The sequence below is a fragment of the Capnocytophaga sp. H4358 genome (genome assembly GCF_002302515.1).
GTDB classification, from domain to species: domain Bacteria; phylum Bacteroidota; class Bacteroidia; order Flavobacteriales; family Flavobacteriaceae; genus Capnocytophaga; species Capnocytophaga canis.
In genome coordinates this window covers 870,335-889,572 of sequence record NZ_CP022380.1, presented here as the reverse complement: position 1 = coordinate 889,572, position 19,238 = coordinate 870,335, and the positions used below count along the sequence as shown (strand labels likewise).

Sequence of the window (19,238 nt, the reverse complement as noted above, 5' to 3'; positions counted from 1 at the left end):
TCTTGCGTAAAAAAATATTCCTACATTTGGGGATTAGAAAATAATATGGAAAAGACTTTAAAATAGAGAAAAAGGCTAAAAGACTCATTATCAATATGAAAAATGCTTTGAACGATAAAAAATATTATGTAGGTTTAGATATTGGCACCACCAAGATTGTCGCTATGGTTGGGACAAGAAATGAATATGGAAAAATTCAAATTTTGGGCTATGGACAATCAAAAAGCGATGGAATAACGAAAGGGGTTGTTCAGAATATCATTAAAACCACACAATCCATTTTAGAGGCTATCGCTGATGCTAAAACCAAAACTGGTTTGGAAGATATTCAAGATGTGATGGTTGGTATTGCAGGGCAACATATTTTGAGTCGCTCTCACAGTGATTATATCATCCGTCCAGATGCCGATAAATTGATAGATATTGATGATTTGGAGCAATTAAAACAGCAAGTTTATCGGATTGGACTAACTCCAGGTCAACGTATCATTCATGTGTTACCCCAAGAATATCGGGTAGATGATCAGGAACCAACGTCCGATCCCATCGGAATGATTGGCTCTCGGCTGGACGCTTCCTTTCATTTGGTAATTGGACAGGTAAGCTCATCTACAAACATAGAACGTTGTGTAACATCTTCAGGACTTAATGTTGTTGATCTTACGTTGGAACCATTAGCTTCTGCTGAAGCTGTTTTGACGGAAGAAGAAAAAGATGTAGGAGTAGCATTGGTAGACATTGGAGGAGGTACCACAGATGTGGCAATCTTCAAGGACGGAATTATACGTCATACCGCTGTAATACCTCTGGGAGGAAATATCATAACAGAAGATATTAAGGAAGGATGTGCTATCCTTAGTAGACAAGCGGAAAAACTCAAAGTCGAATTTGGTTCTGCTTGGCCAGGGGAGAATAGAGATAATGAGATTGTCGCCATTTCTGGAATTATAGGAAGAGAACCTAAAGAAATATCTCTGAAAAACTTATCCAAAATTATTCATGCGCGTGTAAGCGAAATTATCGGGATGGTTTATAACGTGATTAAAAATTATGGTCACGAAGAAAATAAGAAAAAACTCATCGCAGGGATTGTACTCACAGGAGGAGGAAGCCAGTTAAAGCACATCGTTCAACTAACGGAATACATCACGGGTATGGACGTTCGTATTGGTTATCCAAATCAACATTTGACCAGCAAACCCGATGCTAAAATAAGTTCTCCGGTTTATGCTACATCTATAGGGTTGGTTATGAGTGCTATAGCTCATGAATCCGAAAAATTGATCATGCAACAACTCGAAGAGAAGAAAAAGCAAGAAGCTGAGGAAAAAGAACGAGAGCAAGAGGCCTTAAAAGAACAAGTGAAACAAGCACAATTGAGAGTTGCTCTGGATTCGGAGGAAGTTAGAAAGGAAGAGGAAGCTCCAAAAGAAAAATCTGGAGGATTTTGGGGACGTGTAAGAAATCTCAAAGATAAAATGGATAGTTTTTTTAGTGAAGACTATGACGACGACAAAGATTATAAGTAAAGTGGAAAACGAACAATTATGAATACAAACGATACGGATAAAGATTTAGGATTATTTGATTTACCCAAGGGAAAAAGCAATGTAATCAAAGTGATTGGTGTTGGCGGAGGAGGATGTAATGCCGTGAATCACATGTTCTTAGAAGGAATCAAAGGCGTGGATTATGTGGTTTGTAACACCGATGCTCAGGCTCTTGAAAATAGTCCTGTTACCAATAAAATTCAATTAGGAGTTACTTTAACAGAAGGATTGGGAGCAGGGGCTGACCCAACCATAGGAGAAAAAGCTGCTGAAGAAAGTTTAGAAGAAATAAGCAAGGTGTTGGAAAACAATACTAAAATGGTTTTTATTACCGCAGGAATGGGAGGAGGAACTGGAACAGGAGCGGCTCCCATCATTGCTCGAAAATCCAAAGAATTAGGAATACTCACCGTAGGGATTGTCACTTCTCCTTTCATTTATGAAGGGTTAAAGCGAAGCCGACAAGCCAAAGCAGGAATTGAAAAACTGCGTGAGAATGTTGACTCCTTGATTGTGATTAACAATAACAAACTCACTGAAATCTATGGTGATATGGGAATTACCGAAGGTTTAGCAAAGGCTGATGAGGTATTGATGAAAGGCGCAAAAGGAATGGCAGAGGTAATCAGTAAGCACTACACACTAAATATAGATTTGCGTGATGCTAACACAGTCCTCAAAAATGGAGGAACTGCCATCATGGGGTCTGCTATTGGTGAAGGAGAAAATAGAGCATTTCAAGCTATTGAAGGGGCTTTGAATTCTCCTCTCTTGAACGATAATAAAATCACGGGAGCAAAAAATGCTTTGGTTCTCATTGTTTCGGGGTCAAAAGAAGCTACCACACGTGAGGTTGAGGAAATTAACTATTATATTCAAGATCAGGCAGGTGATGATATGGCCGATATCATCATGGGAGTAGGAAAGGACGATAGTTTGGGAGAAGCTCTTTCTGTAACAGTTATCGCAACAGGGTTTGATGCTGACCAACAACGTGAAATAGTGAGTTCTGAAACCAAAAAAGTAATCCATGTACTTGATGAAACAAAACCAGTAGTTCATGACTTAACGGAGAGAAAAACGGTTCCCGTAGTCGATACTACTTGGGCAAAACCAGCTACCCCTGAAGCTCCAAAAGCTCCTCAAAATCAGAGTGCGATTACTTCTATGGTCGACCTTTTTAATATTTGGGTGAGTCAGGAACTTGTTCTTCCAGAAGAAAAATTTACAATCATAGAAAAACCACAGGTTGTTAATAGACCACAGCAACACATGCAATCAGGGCAATCATCACGTGTTGTAGAGTCAACTAAAAAACAAGATTCTTCAGAAAGAATTGTACATCAGTTGGGTGATACTGAAGAAAATCAGCCTCGTAATTTCACAACGAAGGCTCACATAACTACTTCAGGAGAGATTCGCCATTCTTTAAATGACTATATGGAGTTAGAAGAAACTCTTACTCAAGCACATCCTTCGGAAGTTTCTGATAATGAAGTTATTCTGTATAAAAGAGTGGAGCCTTTAAGCGAAGCGGGACAGCAAATGGATATGTTTACTGAGAGTGAGAGCAACGATCCTTTCAATAATCCCATTCCTGCAAATATTATGAAAACTCGTTCAAATCGCCTACAAGATTATAACTATAAGTTTAACACATCCAATCATACGGATAGTAATTCTCATTCAAGAACTTCTATCAGTAGAGACAGTTCGGGGGAGATTCAATTCAGAAAAAATAATTCGTTTTTACACGATAATGTAGATTAGCGATAAGATTTCTATACATAAACTAAACGAGGCTACCGAATATATTTCAGGTAGCCTCGTTTATTTGGTAGGACGTTATGCCTAAATTAAGCTAAAATCGTGTTTCTAATTTAATGTATTCTAAAAATTCTTTTCGAATCTGTGGGTCTTTGAATTTTCCGCCAAATTCTGCTGTCACAGTGCTACTTTCAATATCTTTAATACCTCGCGAATTGACGCAGAGGTGTTTCGCGTCAATCACACAAGCTACGTCTTCCGTACCCAAAGCTTGTTGCATTTCTTGAACAATTTGCATAGTCAAACGTTCCTGAACTTGCGGACGCTTTGCGTAATATTCTACTATACGATTCATTTTTGATAGTCCGATAACTCGACCATTTGAGATATATCCCACATGGGCTCGACCAATAATCGGCAACAAATGGTGTTCACAGGTAGAGTAAACTACAATGTTTTTTTCTACTAACATTTCACCGTATTTGTAGCTGTTGTCAAAGGTTGAAGCCGATGGTTTTCGGTCAGGATGCAATCCGCCAAATATTTCTTTTACAAACATTTTTGCTACTCGTTTTGGGGTTCCTCGCAGACTGTCATCATCCAGATCCAATCCTAAGGTGTGCATGATTTCACGTACATTTTTTTCAATTGCATCAATTTTTTCAGAATCTGATTTGTCGAAAGCATCGTTTCGTAAAGGTGTTTTTGCCGATGTACATACGTGGTTATCACCTAAAATATCTTCTTCAGAATTGTGTTTGTCAATCATTTCTAAAATATTAAACTTATGTTTTAAAACCGCAAATATAATCTTTTCTCCCGATATATTTTTATTTTTCTAAAATTGATATACAAAAGCGTTGATGTTCATTCCTGCTCCAACCGAGGCAAACAATACTACGTCCCCTTTATTAATCCGATGTTCATCCAGTTCTCCTTTCATAATCATTGCCAGTAGCGAAGGTATTGTAGCTACGCTGTTATTACCTAATTTGTGAATCACCATGGGCATGACATTCTCAGGGGCATGTAAATTGTAGAGTTGATAGAAACGATTCACGATGGCTTCGTCCATTTTTTCGTTTGCTTGATGGATGATTATTTTTTTTAACTGTTCAATACTAAAGCCACTTTTGTCGAAACATTCTTTCATTGCTTGTGGCACGTTCGATAGTGCAAATTCATAGATTTTTCGTCCGTTCATTTTAATATATCGTACTGAAGAACAGCTATCTGTGTTATATGATTTTCCGAAAAATAGATAGTCTTTTTCTTTAGTAGTGAACGAGGCCGAAAGATGTGATTTCAATCCTGCGTTGTCATCACTGAATTCAATAACGGCCGCTCCAGCTCCGTCGGCATAGATCATAGTGTCACGATCATGGATGTCCACCACGCGTGAAAGAGTTTCTGCTCCGATGACCAAACAACGCTTCGCGATTCCAGCCTTGATAAATGCATTAGCATGAATCATACCTTCTACCCACCCTGGACAACCAAAAATAAGATCATATGCCACACATGAACTATTCTCAATTCCCAATTTATGTTTTACTCGTGCTGCTAAACTTGGCAACATATCCGACTGAATGGTTCCGAAAGCTACGTCTCCAAAATTATGAGCAAAGATGATGTAATCCAGCGTATTCGGGTCTATTTTTGCGTTTTCAATAGCTTCTTTTGCAGCAAGATACCCTAAGTCAGATGTGTTTTGCTCTTTCTCTGCATAGCGTCTTTCCTCAATCCCTGTGATTTCTTTAAGTTTGTTTGCTATTGTAGAGTTGTCTTGTTTCAAGATATTTCCGCGTTCATCTAAAAAAAGGTAGCTATCGAAAAACACGTTCGTAATAGTTTGGGTGGGAATATAGTTTCCTACGCCTATGATTTTTGTTGCCATTTCAATAAACACTCTCTTCCGTAATGCCTTTCGTTAGGTAGTTTCGTAAAGTGAGCCACAAAAGTACTGATTAAATAAAAGTAAATGTGTTTTTTAACGAAATTTATGAAATATAATTCCAGACATGACCATAGAAATATGATATTATGACTTCTCAAACAGAGGTAAGATTAAAAATATTAGGGCAAAACATCTGTTGTTTTTACCAAAAAAATATTGTAGCTTTGCTATTTTAATTTTAACATATTAATTTTATGAAAATCATAAGAGGTTTAGCAGTAGCTTTATTGCTTCCTGCTTTGTTGCAAACCACTATGGCAACAACCAAATTGGAAGAGCAGCATATTTCGGTGAAAGATTCCGTTTCTTTCAAAAAGCCACTTCCTTTTGATAATGAAGTGAAAGTAGGGAAATTACCTAACGGATTCCAGTATTTTATCCGTAAGAATGTTGAGCCTAAGAATCGTGTTACGATGTATTTGGCTGTGAAAGTAGGCTCGATTTTAGAAACTGAATCGCAATTAGGATTAGCTCACTTTTTGGAACATATGAACTTCAATGGCTTGAAGCATTTCCCTAAGAATGAATTGGTAAACTATTTGCAAAAAGTAGGAGTACGTTTTGGAAGCGATTTGAACGCTTACACAGGTTTTGATCAAACGGTTTATCAATTGCCCATTCCTTCGGATGATCCCGAAATATTGAAGAATGGATTGCAAGTGATGCGTGATTGGGCTCAAGATGCACTACTTACTGCTGAGGAAATTGACAAAGAAAGAGGTGTAGTACTGGAGGAAATGCGTGGAGGTCGTGGAGCGATGCAACGTATGCGGGATAAGTTCTTACCATTGATGTTCAATAATTCTCGTTATGCCAATCGTTTGCCAATAGGAACCGAACCTATTATCACTAATTTCCCGTATGAAGAATTGCGTAAGTTTCATAGAGATTGGTATCGTCCTGATTTACAGTCTATAATAATTGTAGGAGATATTGATGTAAACCAAATAGAGAATGAGGTAAAACGGCTGTTTTCGGATATGAAAGTACATCCTAATGCTCCAAAACGAGAAGAATATCAGGTGCCTTTCTTGAACAAAAATCAGTTCTTAACGGTTACCGACCCTGAAATGACTGCAATAGTTACTCAGATGTTTATCAAACATCCGAAGACTAATATCAAAACTGAGGGAGATTACCGTAAATCATTATTAAAAGCGGTTTATAGCCGAATGATTAATAATCGTTTGAGTGAACTTCGCCAAAGTGCCAATCCACCGTTTTTATCGGGAACAATTTCTATTAGTGACTTCTTGGCAAATATGCAAACCTTCGGAGCTTCGATGGTTAGTAAACCAAATGAATATGAAGTTGGGTTTAAAGCTATTCTTCGTGAGTTGGAGCGTGTGCAACGCTTTGGTTTTACGCAGACTGAGCTTGACCGTGCCATCGCTTCTATCAGTAAAGGTAACGAAACAGCGTATATTGAGCGAGATAAAAAGAAATCCGATGAGTACGTAAACCGTTATTTGAACTATTTCTTGGAGGACGCTCCTGCGTTAAGCAATGAGGATTCATATAACATTACCAAGAGATTGTTACCAACATTAACATTGAAAGAAGTTGTTGCTTTAACAAAAGAATATTATACGGATGTAAATCGCGACATTATTATTTTGGCTCCTGATAGCCAAAAAAATTCGCTCCCAACAGAAGCTCAAATTAATCAATGGATTGCTGAGGTTGAGGCAGAGAAAGTAACTGCATATGAGGATAAAGTTTCTGATTTACCATTATTAGCAAAACAACCTGTTAAAGGAAGTATCGTAGCAGAGAAGAACTTGACAAAAGTTGCTGCTAAGGAATTGACTTTGAGTAACGGAGTTAAAGTAGTATTGAAACCAACAACTTTCAAAAACGACCAGATTCTCATCAATGCGTTTAGTCCAGGGGGAACTAATATGTATGCTGATAAAGACTACCATTCAAGCAGTTACGCTAGTAGCTTAGTAGGACAAAGTGGTGTTGGTCAAATGAACGCTATTGAACTCAAAAAATATTTGACAGGTAAAAATGTGCATGTAGGAACTTACATTGGTGAGCGAGAGGAAGGCGTTTCAGCTTTCTCTGACAAAGAGGGATTGAAAACAACTTTTGAGCTTATTTATGGGTATTTCACTGAGCCTCGTATTGATGAAGACATTTTCCAAGGAACGTTAGCAAATGTCATTTCAGGGATGTCTAACAGAGAAAATGATCCTAATTTTGTTTTCAGACGTGACATCACTAATAAGCTCTACAAAGGAAATATTCGCCGTGTACCTAATACGGAGGAAGATATTAAATCAATCTCCAAAGACAGAGCCTTGAATATCTACAAAGACCGTTTTGCAGATGCTTCCGATTTTGTGTTTGTTATCGTAGGTTCGTTCGATGAGAAGGATATCCGTCCGTTGTTGGAAGAATATATTGCCTCATTACCAAGTTTAAAACGTAATGAAAAAACACCAGATTTAGGCATCTATGAGCCTAAAAAAGGATTTAACTTAGTTACTAATAAAGGTAAAGAAGAGAAAGCTTTAGCAAATTTGAGATACTACGGTGATTTCAAATACGATGTGCAAGAAGTGTTGAATATGCAAGCTCTTCAAAGTGTTTTGACCATAAAACTTATAGAACGACTACGCGAAGATGAAGGAGGAGTGTATGGAACAGGAGCTCGTATCAATACATCTAAATATCCAAAAGGACGTTATAACGTGTCAATCACCATTGGGACAGGTACTGAAAAATACCGTCACTTAATCAACTTAGCATTGGAAGAAGTTGAGAAAATCAAGAAAAATGGGCCTTCACAAGCTGATTTGGATAAATTCAAAATAGAAGTACAACGCCAAAATGAGCTTATGGTAAAAGAAAACGGTTTTTGGCAAGGGCTTTTGTCGGGAGCGTATCGCAACCAGCAACCCATAGAAACTCCAGAAGAAATATTGAAACGTTTGGATAAAGTCAATATAAAATCGGTTCAAAAAGTAGCTCAAAAATACTTGAAAAAAGACCAATTATTTGAGTTTATATTACTTCCAGATGCGAAATAATCGCTTTTGAGAAATAGGAAGAGGCTATCTGATAAGATTTTCAGGTAGCCTTTCTTGTTTCCTAAAAAATCATTTGCATACCTTTCAAAAAAACATTATCTTTGGCTTCATCTAAAATAATACTCAATGAAACCAAAAATACCAGTTTTAGGAATTGTAATCACCGTATTGATTTTTATCTCGGTGATGATGTTTGGATTACCAGTTTACAACGTGTGGCAACAAGAAATGGCTGGTAAGGCTGAAATGGCAAAAGCCGAACAAAACCGAAAAATTCTTATTGAAGAAGCCAAAGCTCGATTGGAAGCCGAAAAACTTAACGCTCAGGCCGAAATTGAGAGAGCAAGAGGTATGGCAGAGGCAATGAAAATCGAAAACGGAACGCTCAATTCGGTCTATAATCAGTATTTGTTTATCCGAACGCTCGAAAAGTTGGCAGACAAAGGCAATCTTCCGCAAATTATTTATATGCCTTCCGAAGGATTAGTTCCTGTGATGGATGTTTCTAAAAAGAAAGCAGAATAAGACATCAATCAGGCAAAACAATGCCGTGACTAAATAGTTAAACCTCTGTTTGCGTTGTTTAGGTGGATAACTATTTAGTGATGATTATCTAAGGATTGCAGAAAAGTGCAATCATTTAGTTAAAGGTTTCTTCCGAAAGAAGATATAAATCACTTTTTAGTCGGAGGCTTCCGCAAGATGAAGCTACTAATGACTAAAAAATCATACACTGAATTACTCAAAATTTATATACAATGAAACGATTATTAACAATAGTACGTGTTTCCGAATTGGCTGATATAGCTCATCGTTTGGTGGGGCTTTTTCATCAGGAAAATGAATTACAAACAGATGCTTTTTTGAAAAATCTGTTTGAGAAAATTGACACACAGGCTACGGCACTTTCGGTGGCTATCAAAAAAGAGGTTGCTGTTTCCAAGTTGGAAGAAGCGGACAATCTGCGTGACGAAACGATTATGAATTTAAGCAACATATTGCTGGGCTATCGCTCGATGCGTTCGCCTGAAATCCGTGAAAGTGCCGAAAAACTATATGCTGTTTTTGACCGTTACGGAACGAAAATTACACGTGAAAACTACTCGAGCGAATCGGCACATATCGAATCGCTTTTACGAGATTTTTCCGCCACCGAGTTGCAAGAAGCTATCGGAAAACTTTTGGGAGTATCCGACACGATAGAAGAGCTTCGCACCCGTCAGACGGCTTTCCATACCGAGCGAATGGCGTATGAAAAGTCCGTTTCCGAACAAGAATTTGACGAGTCGGCAACAGCTCTGAAAAAACCTTTATTGGGGCTTATCAATACAAAATTGATTAGTTATCTGGCTGCTTTACAGGAAGAAAGTACTTATGCTAACTTCGCAAAGGTAGTTTCACAAGTAATTGATGATGCCAATGCAACCATCAATCGCCGAGGGAAAAAGTAAATAAAAATCATAGTTTTCTGTTAGTAAATATACTGAGTTGAAAGTGTTGACGAAAGAATATATAAGAGAAATAAAATTAGATAATGCAGGTGGCTTAGAGCAGCTTGTCCATCGTAATTTGAATAATAGTGGGAATATTATTTTTATTCTTGAAAATTTAGGGAAATTACCTGTTTCATTTGATTATCATTGGCTTGTGGACTTAATAAATTATGACAATGAACAGGTGCGTTTTTGGGTGGTTAAGAATTTAGGAAAATTAAAATCTGAGAATATTATTACTCACTTGGAAAACATTTCTAAAAATGATAAAAGTACGTTGGTTCGTAGGGAAGCTATTTCTTCTATAGGGAGACTTCGTGATGAGAAAAATCAACAAGTATTACTTGGAAATCTGTTAGATGAAGATCCGAAAATTGTAAGTCAAGCTATTCGTGGATTGCTCGTCTTTAAAGGAGATAAAAAAATTGATATTGCACTAAAAGAACTCATAAATCACGAAAATGAAATGGTTAGAAGTGTGATTTATAAGGAATATTTTGCACAAGAGAAGAAGAAAAAATCCATTCTGCCTCACCCAGAAACGTATTCTTTTTTAAAAAATGTAGTTGTAAACGGTGATGTTCGAGATGTATTGAAAAATGTCCCAGATGAGAGCATTCATCTTACATTTACTTCTCCTCCTTACTATAATGCTCGTGATTATTCCATTTATCCCAGTTATGATGCGTATTTACATTTTTTAGAGGAAGTTTTCCAAGAAACCTATCGAGTTACCAAAGAAGGCAGATTTCTTATTGTGAATACTTCTCCGGTAATTGTTCCTCGTATTAGTAGAGCTCATTCTAGTAAGAGATATCCAATTCCTTTTGATATTCATCACTTTTTAGTACAAATGGGTTGGGAATTTATTGATGATATTATTTGGCAGAAACCAGAGTATAGTGTTAAAAATAGAATTGGTGGATTCCAACAACATCGAAAGCCATTGGCATATAAACCAAATACAACAACTGAATATTTAATGGTTTATAGAAAACAGACAGAAAAGCTGATTGATTGGAATATTAAGCAATATTCAAAGGAAATTGTAGAAGAAAGTAAGGTAGCTGATGGATTTGAAACTACCAATGTTTGGCAAATTCACCCTAAATCTGATAAAATTCATTCGGCAATTTTTCCGGTAGATTTGTGTAAAAGGGTTGTAGAATATTATTCTTTTAAAGGAGATTTAATTTTTGACCCTTTCGGAGGAAGTGGAACATTAGGGCGAACGGCAAAAAGTTTAGGTCGTAATTTTTTCCTCACAGAAAAAGAACCAAGGTATTTTGAGTATATGAAAACTTTTCAGAAAAAAGATATCTTTCAAGACCACTCGACGAAGTTTTTTACGCTAGACGAATTTAAAAAATCTATTCTATGACGCTTACAGACCAAATAGTAAAAAATATAATTACAAGAGTTATAAAATCTGAGGACTATCGGATAGAAATAGTAAACCTTATCAACGCTGAGTTTTTGCAGTTTTCTGTTGACTTCTTTAAAAAAATAGTAACCGCAAAACTCAATTCAGAAGATATTACCATAGATTGGTATAAGAGGTATTTTATGTCAGAAGGTTTATCTTCTGAAGATATAGCGATAAACTCAGGATTGAATAAGAAAACCATAAGCAATATGTATGGTTCGGCTACTCGTACAATTGTTATAGAAGCCTCTAATGAACATTTTGAATCATTATATCAAAGTATTCAAACTTTGGTAGAAATCGAGAAAGAAATTGACTTAGTTTTGACTATTAAGTTGAAAGGAGTTAGCATTGATTTAAATGTAAGTGAAAGTTTGGTCGTTATCAATACTTTGGCAGTAAAACGAGCTGCATTAAGGGGAGGTCTTTGGAGTACTGCCGGGAAAAGTGTAGAAAAATACTTAATGCTTACCTTGTGTAAATTATATCAAGTTCCTGAAAGTAATTATGATGCTAAACATTTTGTAAAGGATAAAGGTAAAAAAGTGGATAGAGAAATTGATTTTTATCTTCTTGAAAAAGACAATAAGTATTTGTGTGAAGTTAAACTTATGGGTAAGGGCAATCCTGAAAGTGCAGATGCTATTATTGCAAGAGGTACAAATATTTTTGTCGCAGATACTTTATCTCAACAAAATAAAAATCAATGTGATGAATTAGGAATTCATTGGATAGCTTTACGTGATGTTAATGGATTTAGAAAATTCAAATCAATATTAGAAAAATTGCAAATTCCTTATAATGATTACAAAGGAAATTTAGATGAAGATTTACCAAATATACTAAACACTTTATTTAATAATTAAAATGAAATACGTAAAACTTTTATTACTACTTTGCTCGGTTTCGCTTTATGCACAACAGGGCGGAATGTGGATTCCTTCACTTTTGGAGGGAATGAATGAAAAAGAAATGAAATCGCTGGGAATGAGAATGTCTGTTTCTGATATTTATTCCGTGAATAAATCAAGTTTGAAAGATGCCGTGCCACATTTTAACAATGGATGTACCTCTGAAATGATTTCCGCACAAGGGCTACTATTGACGAACCATCACTGTGGATATGGACAAATACAATCACATTCAACTCTTAAAAACGATTATCTTGCAGATGGATTTTGGGCAATGAGCAAGTCAGAAGAACTTCCCAACCCAGGAACAGTTGCTACGTTTATCATTCGTATTGAAGATGTTACTGAGAAAATATTGAAAGGAACTGAAAATGTTTCTTCTGAAAGTGAGAAATCTAATGTTATTGAAAAAAACATCGCTGAATTGGTAAAAACGTCACCCAAAGAGGCGTGGCAGGAAAATCGCGTACGGGCATTTTACAACGGAAATCAATACCTATTGTTCGTTGTTGAAGTGTTTAAGGACGTTCGTTTGGTGGGGACTCCGCCGTCTTCTATCGGAAAGTTTGGTTCTGACACCGATAATTGGCTATATCCCCGACATACAGGCGATTTTGCCCTTTTCCGTATCTATGCCGATAAAAATAATCGTCCCGCGGAATATTCTAAAGACAATGTGCCGTACAGACCTAAACACTTCTTCCCAATTTCGTTGGACGGCATTTCCGAAGATGATTTTACCATGGTTTTCGGTTACCCAGGGCGTACGCAGGAGTATTTACCGTCGGTTGCTGTGGAACAAATCATCAATGTGGTGAATCCTGCTCGTATTGGAATTCGTGATGTGGTGCTGAAAGTACAAGACGGGTATATGCGTAAAGACCAAGCCATTAAGATTAAATATGCTTCTAAATACGCACGAGTGGCAAACTATTGGAAAAAATGGATTGGCGAGAGCCAAGGTCTGAAAAAATCAAACGCCGTTGCTATAAAACAACAACAAGAGGCTATTTTTGTAAAAAACATCGAAAAAGATAAAAAAACAGAAGAATATGGAGCTATTTTGCCTGAATTCTCTAAAAAATATAAAGCATTTGAACCTTATTCATTGTCAAATGAATTGTTTAATGAGTTGATGCTGAGAAATATAGATTTCTTAACCAATGGATATCGTATGTATCAACTACAGCTGATTTTAGAAAAAAGAGGGCAACAATCTTTTAATGATAGAAAGAAAAATCTGTTAGAAACATTCAAGAATGTATTCAAAGACTACGAAAAAGTGGTAGACAGAGATGTTTTTGAAAAAGCCATCGTTTTCTATGCTGAAAATATGCCAAAGCAGTTTTTGGTAGAGAACCTACGTTCCTTTGACTCTAAAAAACTAGCGGATGAGCTTTATGGAAATTCATTTTTGGCATCTTATGAGGAAATTGAGAAAGTACTTTCGCTTTCACCACAAGATTTTGCCCAAAAGCTCAAAGATGATAAAGGAATGCAGTTTGTAACGTTTATGGCGGAAAATTATGTGAATAATGTATTACCTACTTACCAAAAATTGGATGCAGAAATTCAAGCCTTACAGCGTACGTATATGAAAGCCATTTTGGAGTTTTCAAAGCCTGAGGATAGAATTTTCCCTGATGCAAATAGTACATTGCGTGTTACTTACGGAAAAGTAAAAGGATATGCCCCTGCCGATGCGGTATATTATAGCCCTGTAACTTATTTGGAAGGTGTGATGGAAAAATACGTTCCGAACGATTATGAATTTGATGTTCCGCAGAAATTACGTGACTTGTACGAGAAGAAAGATTTCGGAGCTTACGCCGACAAGAACGGAAAAATGCCTGTTTGCTTCATCGCTACCAATCACACCACAGGCGGAAATTCGGGAAGTCCTGCTATTGATGCATACGGAAATCTCATCGGACTTAATTTCGACCGCGTTTGGGAAGGTACAATGAGCGATATTCATTACGACCCTGAAATCTGTCGTAATATTATGGTGGATATTCGTTATGTTCTATTCATCATCGATAAATATGCAGGAGCAAAACACCTCATTGACGAGATGAAATTGGTGCATCCGAAAAAGAAAAATTCTTCTAAAAAATCGAAACGAAAATAAATCATAGGGACAAATCAAGTTTTGTCCCTACTCAATCCATAAGATTTAATTATGATTAAAAGTAAATTAGTATTCTTTTTTCTGTTTTTTGTTATTGTTGGTTGTGGTTCGTCAAAAATTACACAGACAAAAATTAAAAATCAGATTTCTTTGACAGAAACAGAACGAATAGTGTCTGTTCTTGCTTCAGACTCGCTTCAAGGTCGTTATCCTTTTAGTGAAACTTACGAAAAATCGATGTCTTTTGTAGAAAACTTTATGAAAAGTAATAAAATAAAGCCTTTTTATAAAGAAACGTATCGTGATGTGCTTATCCAAGGGTCAAAATCAGCAAATATTGTAGGACTTATTGGGGATTACGACCGAAATAAAGAACATATTATCATCGGAGCTCATTTAGATCATTTGGGAGTTTCAGAAGATACCTCGCAAAGAGATACGATTTTCAACGGGGCAAATGATAATGCTACGGGAGTTACGGCTGTGTTACTTGTTGCTAAAGAGTTGGCAAAACATACCTTTGATAAAAATGTAATTGTTGCTATTTTTACAGAAGAAGAACTTGGTTTGGTTGGAGCGAATCATTTGGCAAATCGATTGAAGAAAGAAAAAGTAAATGTTTCGTATGTCCTTAATTATGAAATGATTGGTGTTCCGATGTTAATTGGAGAAGATAAAGTGTATGTGACGGGATATAAAAAATCAAATTTGGCACAAGAAATGAATAAGGTTGCTGGAAAAGAGTTTGTTGTGTATTTGCCAGAAGACAATATGTACGGATTATTTGAAGCAGCTGATAATTTTCCTTTCTACCGAGTGTTAAATATTCCAAGTCATACTATTTCGAGTTATGATATAAAAAACTACGATCATTATCACAAACTCTCAGATGAGATTAATAATCTGAATATAAAACATTTGAATAACATTATTCAGAATTCGGTGGATATTATTTATAGAATGCTGAAAAATAATGTAAAAATTCAACTTTCTGATTTATAGAAAGATAATTATTTTTTAATTACATTCAAAAATGAAAAATTAATAAACAATAATACAATGAAAATAAATAAATTTATTGACCACACACTTCTGAAAGCTAATACAACTATTTCAGAAATTGAAACACTTTGCAAGGAGGCTGTTACGTATGATTTTTTCTCTGTTTGCGTGAATAGTGCATTTGTGCCGTATGCTAAAGATTTTTTAAAAGGTACAGATATCAACGTATGTAGTGTTGTTGGTTTTCCTTTGGGAGCTATGAGTTTGAAATCCAAAGTTTTTGAAACAGAACAAGCTCTTGCAGATGGGGCAAATGAAATAGATATGGTAATTAACATAGGGCTTTTAAAATCGGGAGAGGTTGATAAAGTTCGCGAAGAAATTGCTCAAATCAAGAAAGCTTGTGGAAATAACGTACTGAAAGTGATTTTAGAAACTTGCTATCTTACCGATGAAGAAAAGAAATTAGCTTGTAAACTATCTGTAGAGGCAGGTGCTGATTTTGTGAAAACTTCTACAGGATTTGGAACAGGAGGAGCAACTCTTTCGGATGTTCAGCTTATGAAAGAAGCCGTAAACGGAAAGGCTAAGATTAAGGCTTCAGGAGGTGTTCGAGATTTTCAAACAGCAAAACAATACATTGATTTGGGAGTAGAACGCATCGGAACTTCCAACGGAATTGCCATTGTCACAGGAGGAAAAGGTGAGGGATATTAAGTTATGAATACGATTGATATCATCCTACTTGTTGTATTAGGGTTTGGTTTGGTACGAGGTCTATGGAGAGGACTCATTATTGAGTTAGCTTCGTTACTTGCAATTATATTAGGAATTTACGGGGCTATTCATTTTTCGTTTTATATTGCTGATATCTTGAGCCAATATGTTTCTTTTGAAAAATCGACAATGGAAGTGATTTCTTTTGTTTTCACCTTGATTTTGATAATGTTAGGCGTAATGCTTTTAGCAAAATTACTTACAAAAGTAGTCAAATTTGCCTCGTTAGGATTGTTAAATAGATTGGGAGGAGGTGTTTTCGGGTTACTCAAAACTGCCATTATTGCAGGGTCGCTGTTCATTGTTTTGGAGAAAACATGGCAAACTGATAAATGGTTACCACAAGAGACCTTGAAAAACTCAGTGCTTTATGAACCCATAAAAACCATCGGTGGGGTTGTTTACGGCAACGTTTTTTAAAAAACAAACCTTTTGTTATAATAATTGGAAGGTAAGTTTGGAATATAACAGACTTTCATAAAGATATCTAAAAACAAATTCTGGTTACGTTAAAAAGGAATTAATCTCTTCTTAATAGTTCGGGGTTTGTTTTTTTATTTGGTAATAAAATAATACTTTTGCACAGTTTTTGAGAAAAAAAACATAGATAGAATGAAAGAAACCGATATAATCATTATAGGGGCAGGTCCTACTGGGCTTTTTGCCGTTTTTGAAGCTGGGTTGTTGAAAATGAAATGTCATTTGATTGACACATTGCCACAGCCAGGAGGGCAGTTGGCGGAGTTATATCCTAAGAAACCGATTTTTGACATACCAGGTTATCCAAGCGTTGGGGCAGGTGAATTGGTAGATAATCTCATGGAGCAAATTAAACAATTTCAACCTGAATTTACATTGTCGGAAACAGCAGAAACCATTGATAAAAATGAGGATGGAACTTTTGTTGTTACAACCAATAAAGGAACCAAAATTAAAGGTAAGGCGGTAGCCATTGCAGGAGGATTAGGAACTTTTGAGCCTCGTAAGCCCGAGTTAGCTAATCTAGTTGATTATGAAGAAAAAGGGGTGGAATATTTTGTTAGAAATCCCGAAAGTTTCGCAGGGAAGCGTGTAGTCATTGCGGGAGGGGGAGATTCGGCTTTGGATTGGAGTATCTACTTGGCGAATATAGCAAAATCAGTTACGTTGGTTCATCGTCGTAACGAATTTCGTGGAGCTTTGGATTCGGTAGAGAAAGTAAAAGCATTAAAAGATGCAGGGAAAATCAATCTGATTACCCCTTGTGAAGTGGTTGAAATAAAAGGAAAAGGTAAAGTAGAATCATTGGTGTTGGATGTTGAGGGAAATCGACAAGAGGTTGAAACGGATTATTTTATTCCGCTTTTTGGATTGACGCCTAAATTAGGCCCTATTGCTAATTGGGGTTTAGAAATTGAGAAAAATGCCATTAAAGTGAATAACGCTTTAGATTATCAAACCAATGTAGAGGGTATTTACGCCATAGGAGATATTAATATCTATCCAGGCAAATTGAAATTAATTCTCTGTGGATTTCATGAAGCAACATTAATGTGTCAAAGTGTTTACAATCGACTCAACCCAGGTAAAAAATATGTACTTAAATACACCACTGTGTCAGGTGTAGATGGTTTTGACGGAAGTCGAAAAGAAGCTGAGAAAGCCGTAGTTAAATCAATAGAATAGTAGGAATTAAAACGAAAATAGGAGAGATGAAACGATTGAGAAACTTGATCATGTTCGTCATTTTTATGACAAGCACGGTGTCGCTTTGGGGACAAATAGACACGATAAGCACCAAGACCTTGCAGTTGAAGGGAAATATAAAGCAAGTACAAGATTATTCGTATTCTTTAGAACCTGACAAAGAAGGGAAAAAGACAGTTGATAGTAAAAAGTATGAACTTATTCCTTTAACAGAAGATTGGAATATTGAACGTGATAAAACTAAATATTCTAAAACCAATATTGCTTATACGTTTGATAGGACAGGTAAAAATATGAGTGTAACAACCTATTTCACTGATAGAGTTCCTTTTGGAGGTATGACTTTCAAGTACGATAAAAAGGGAAAAGTGATTGGAAGTAAAACAATTTTTACTGCCGATGATGGAGATTTGGTAGTTGACAAAGGATATTTTTACAATGAGAAAGGGCAGTTAGTCAAAATTGATGAAAACGAAGGAGGTGAATGGCTTTTGACAACAACATTCAAATATGATGACTTAGGAAATTGCATCGAAAAAAATAAAGTAGCCAGTCTTTCTGTGTTAGAAAAAGACATCCAAGAGTATGAAGAGAAAAATCTTATTTTGGAGAAGAAAATACGCCCGGAGTATGTAAAGGAAAAACATTATCGTTACAACAAAGCTAATAAAGTAACTCATTCCGAAGAACTTTATCCAGATATCGGTGTATTCTTAAGAGTTGAAAATGAGTATGATAAAGAGGGATATTTAGTAAAATCTAAATTTACCAATGAGGATGATCAAGTAACTATTTGCGTCTATAAGTACAAAAAGGGAAAATTAGTTCAGTCCGTATGTACAGCCATTGATGATCCAGATTTTTATATGGAAACAAATTTGGCCTACGCATCTTCAGGAGGTGAAACCGAAGTTATTAAGACTAAAACGGAGACTGTCTCTAAGAAAGTTTTCGATAAAAATGGACTGTTGATTTTGCATAGAACTCCTGATTTCGATCGTCAGTACAAATATTCATTTGACAAATTCGGAAATTGGAAAGAAGTTGTTCTATACGAAAATAAGGTGCCTTCCAAAATTAGAACACGCAAAATAGAATACTACTAAAATGAGTGATATTACCTTGAAAATAACCGATAGGGAAGGGGTTCTTTTTGAATTACAAGCTCCTACGGATATGAATATGAATCTCATGGAAGTCATGAGGGCTTACGAAATTGCACAGGATGGTGAAATAGGCGTTTGCGGAGGTATGGCAATGTGTGCTTCTTGTCAGTGTTATGTACAGAATGATGTAACTCTTCCTGAGATGTCTGCTGATGAGGAGGCGATGCTTTTTGAGGCATATCATGTCAAGGAAAACAGCCGTTTAGGATGCCAAATTCCTATCACAGAGCAACTTGATGGATTAGAGGTTATTCTGGCTCCCTATCCGTAATCAGGTTCAGAAATTAGATAAAAAGAAGACTTTGTCATGCACTTATATTCTTTTCAGTGAATA

16 protein-coding genes are annotated in these 19,238 nt (G+C 36.2%); 14 read left to right on the top strand and 2 right to left on the bottom strand.

The annotated features are described in order from the left end of the window. The first annotated feature begins 107 nt into the window (after positions 1-107). Both ftsA and ftsZ read left to right on the top strand, forming a co-directional pair. Positions 108-1,529 carry a cell division protein FtsA gene (gene ftsA / locus CGC49_RS03790; RefSeq protein ID WP_095894437.1) on the top strand — a complete coding sequence of 474 codons (1,422 nt, stop codon included), beginning with the start codon at positions 108-110 and terminating at the stop codon, positions 1,527-1,529. Positions 1,530-1,547: 18 nt separating this feature from the next. Further along, positions 1,548-3,320, top strand: coding sequence for a cell division protein FtsZ (gene ftsZ / locus CGC49_RS03785; RefSeq protein ID WP_095911872.1), 1,773 nt, complete (start codon positions 1,548-1,550; stop codon positions 3,318-3,320). Between the two features lie 91 nt (positions 3,321-3,411). Here the strand turns inward: ftsZ and folE are convergent, their stop codons facing one another. Together folE and CGC49_RS03775 are read right to left on the bottom strand one after the other, a co-directional pair. Then, positions 3,412-4,086 (bottom strand): GTP cyclohydrolase I FolE, encoded by a 675-nt coding sequence (folE, locus tag CGC49_RS03780; RefSeq protein ID WP_042007550.1) that lies wholly within the window; start codon positions 4,084-4,086, stop codon positions 3,412-3,414. Between the two features lie 69 nt (positions 4,087-4,155). Further along, positions 4,156-5,214, bottom strand: coding sequence for a 3-oxoacyl-ACP synthase III family protein (locus tag CGC49_RS03775; protein ID WP_095912677.1), 1,059 nt, complete (start codon positions 5,212-5,214; stop codon positions 4,156-4,158). Positions 5,215-5,468: 254 nt separating this feature from the next. Here CGC49_RS03775 and CGC49_RS03770 point away from each other — a divergent pair, with 254 nt between their 5' ends. The 12 genes from CGC49_RS03770 to CGC49_RS03715 all read left to right on the top strand — a co-directional run bounded on the left by CGC49_RS03770 (position 5,469) and on the right by CGC49_RS03715 (position 19,175). Further along, complete coding sequence (locus tag CGC49_RS03770) at positions 5,469-8,312, top strand: pitrilysin family protein (RefSeq protein ID WP_095911871.1); 2,844 nt, start codon at positions 5,469-5,471, stop codon at positions 8,310-8,312. 126 nt (positions 8,313-8,438) lie between these two features. Further along, positions 8,439-8,837 (top strand): hypothetical protein, encoded by a 399-nt coding sequence (locus tag CGC49_RS03765; RefSeq protein WP_095911870.1) that lies wholly within the window; start codon positions 8,439-8,441, stop codon positions 8,835-8,837. A 233-nt stretch (positions 8,838-9,070) separates the two neighbouring features. Beyond that, positions 9,071-9,763, top strand: coding sequence for a DUF6261 family protein (locus CGC49_RS03760; RefSeq protein WP_013997263.1), 693 nt, complete (start codon positions 9,071-9,073; stop codon positions 9,761-9,763). Between the two features lie 43 nt (positions 9,764-9,806). Next, the gene (locus CGC49_RS03755; RefSeq protein WP_095912676.1) at positions 9,807-11,186 is read left to right on the top strand and encodes a DNA methyltransferase; all 1,380 of its coding nucleotides are present in this window, start codon (positions 9,807-9,809) and stop codon (positions 11,184-11,186) included. Beyond that, on the top strand, positions 11,183-12,097 hold the full coding sequence (locus tag CGC49_RS03750) for a CfrBI family restriction endonuclease (RefSeq protein ID WP_095911869.1): 915 nt from the start codon (positions 11,183-11,185) through the stop codon (positions 12,095-12,097). The genes CGC49_RS03755 and CGC49_RS03750 overlap by 4 nt, the downstream gene beginning before the upstream one ends. Position 12,098: 1 nt before the next feature. Then, entirely contained in the window at positions 12,099-14,273 is a 2,175-nt protein-coding gene (locus tag CGC49_RS03745) for a S46 family peptidase (RefSeq protein ID WP_095911868.1), read from the top strand. Between the two features lie 150 nt (positions 14,274-14,423). Next, positions 14,424-15,275 carry a M28 family metallopeptidase gene (locus tag CGC49_RS03740; RefSeq protein WP_157908989.1) on the top strand — a complete coding sequence of 284 codons (852 nt, stop codon included), beginning with the start codon at positions 14,424-14,426 and terminating at the stop codon, positions 15,273-15,275. Positions 15,276-15,332: 57 nt separating this feature from the next. After that, positions 15,333-15,992, top strand: a complete 660-nt coding sequence (gene deoC, locus CGC49_RS03735; protein WP_095911866.1) for a deoxyribose-phosphate aldolase — start codon at positions 15,333-15,335, stop codon at positions 15,990-15,992. 3 nt (positions 15,993-15,995) lie between these two features. Further along, positions 15,996-16,472: a CvpA family protein gene (locus tag CGC49_RS03730; RefSeq protein ID WP_042343700.1), complete on the top strand. Its 477-nt coding sequence runs from the start codon at positions 15,996-15,998 to the stop codon at positions 16,470-16,472. Between the two features lie 192 nt (positions 16,473-16,664). Continuing rightward, a complete protein-coding gene (locus tag CGC49_RS03725) occupies positions 16,665-17,717 on the top strand; it encodes an NAD(P)/FAD-dependent oxidoreductase (RefSeq protein ID WP_042343702.1) in 1,053 nt (350 codons plus the stop codon). Between the two features lie 26 nt (positions 17,718-17,743). Continuing rightward, a complete protein-coding gene (locus CGC49_RS03720) occupies positions 17,744-18,844 on the top strand; it encodes a sugar-binding protein (protein WP_095911865.1) in 1,101 nt (366 codons plus the stop codon). A 1-nt stretch (position 18,845) separates the two neighbouring features. Then, positions 18,846-19,175, top strand: coding sequence for a 2Fe-2S iron-sulfur cluster-binding protein (locus CGC49_RS03715; protein WP_042009553.1), 330 nt, complete (start codon positions 18,846-18,848; stop codon positions 19,173-19,175). Positions 19,176-19,238 lie beyond the last annotated feature (63 nt).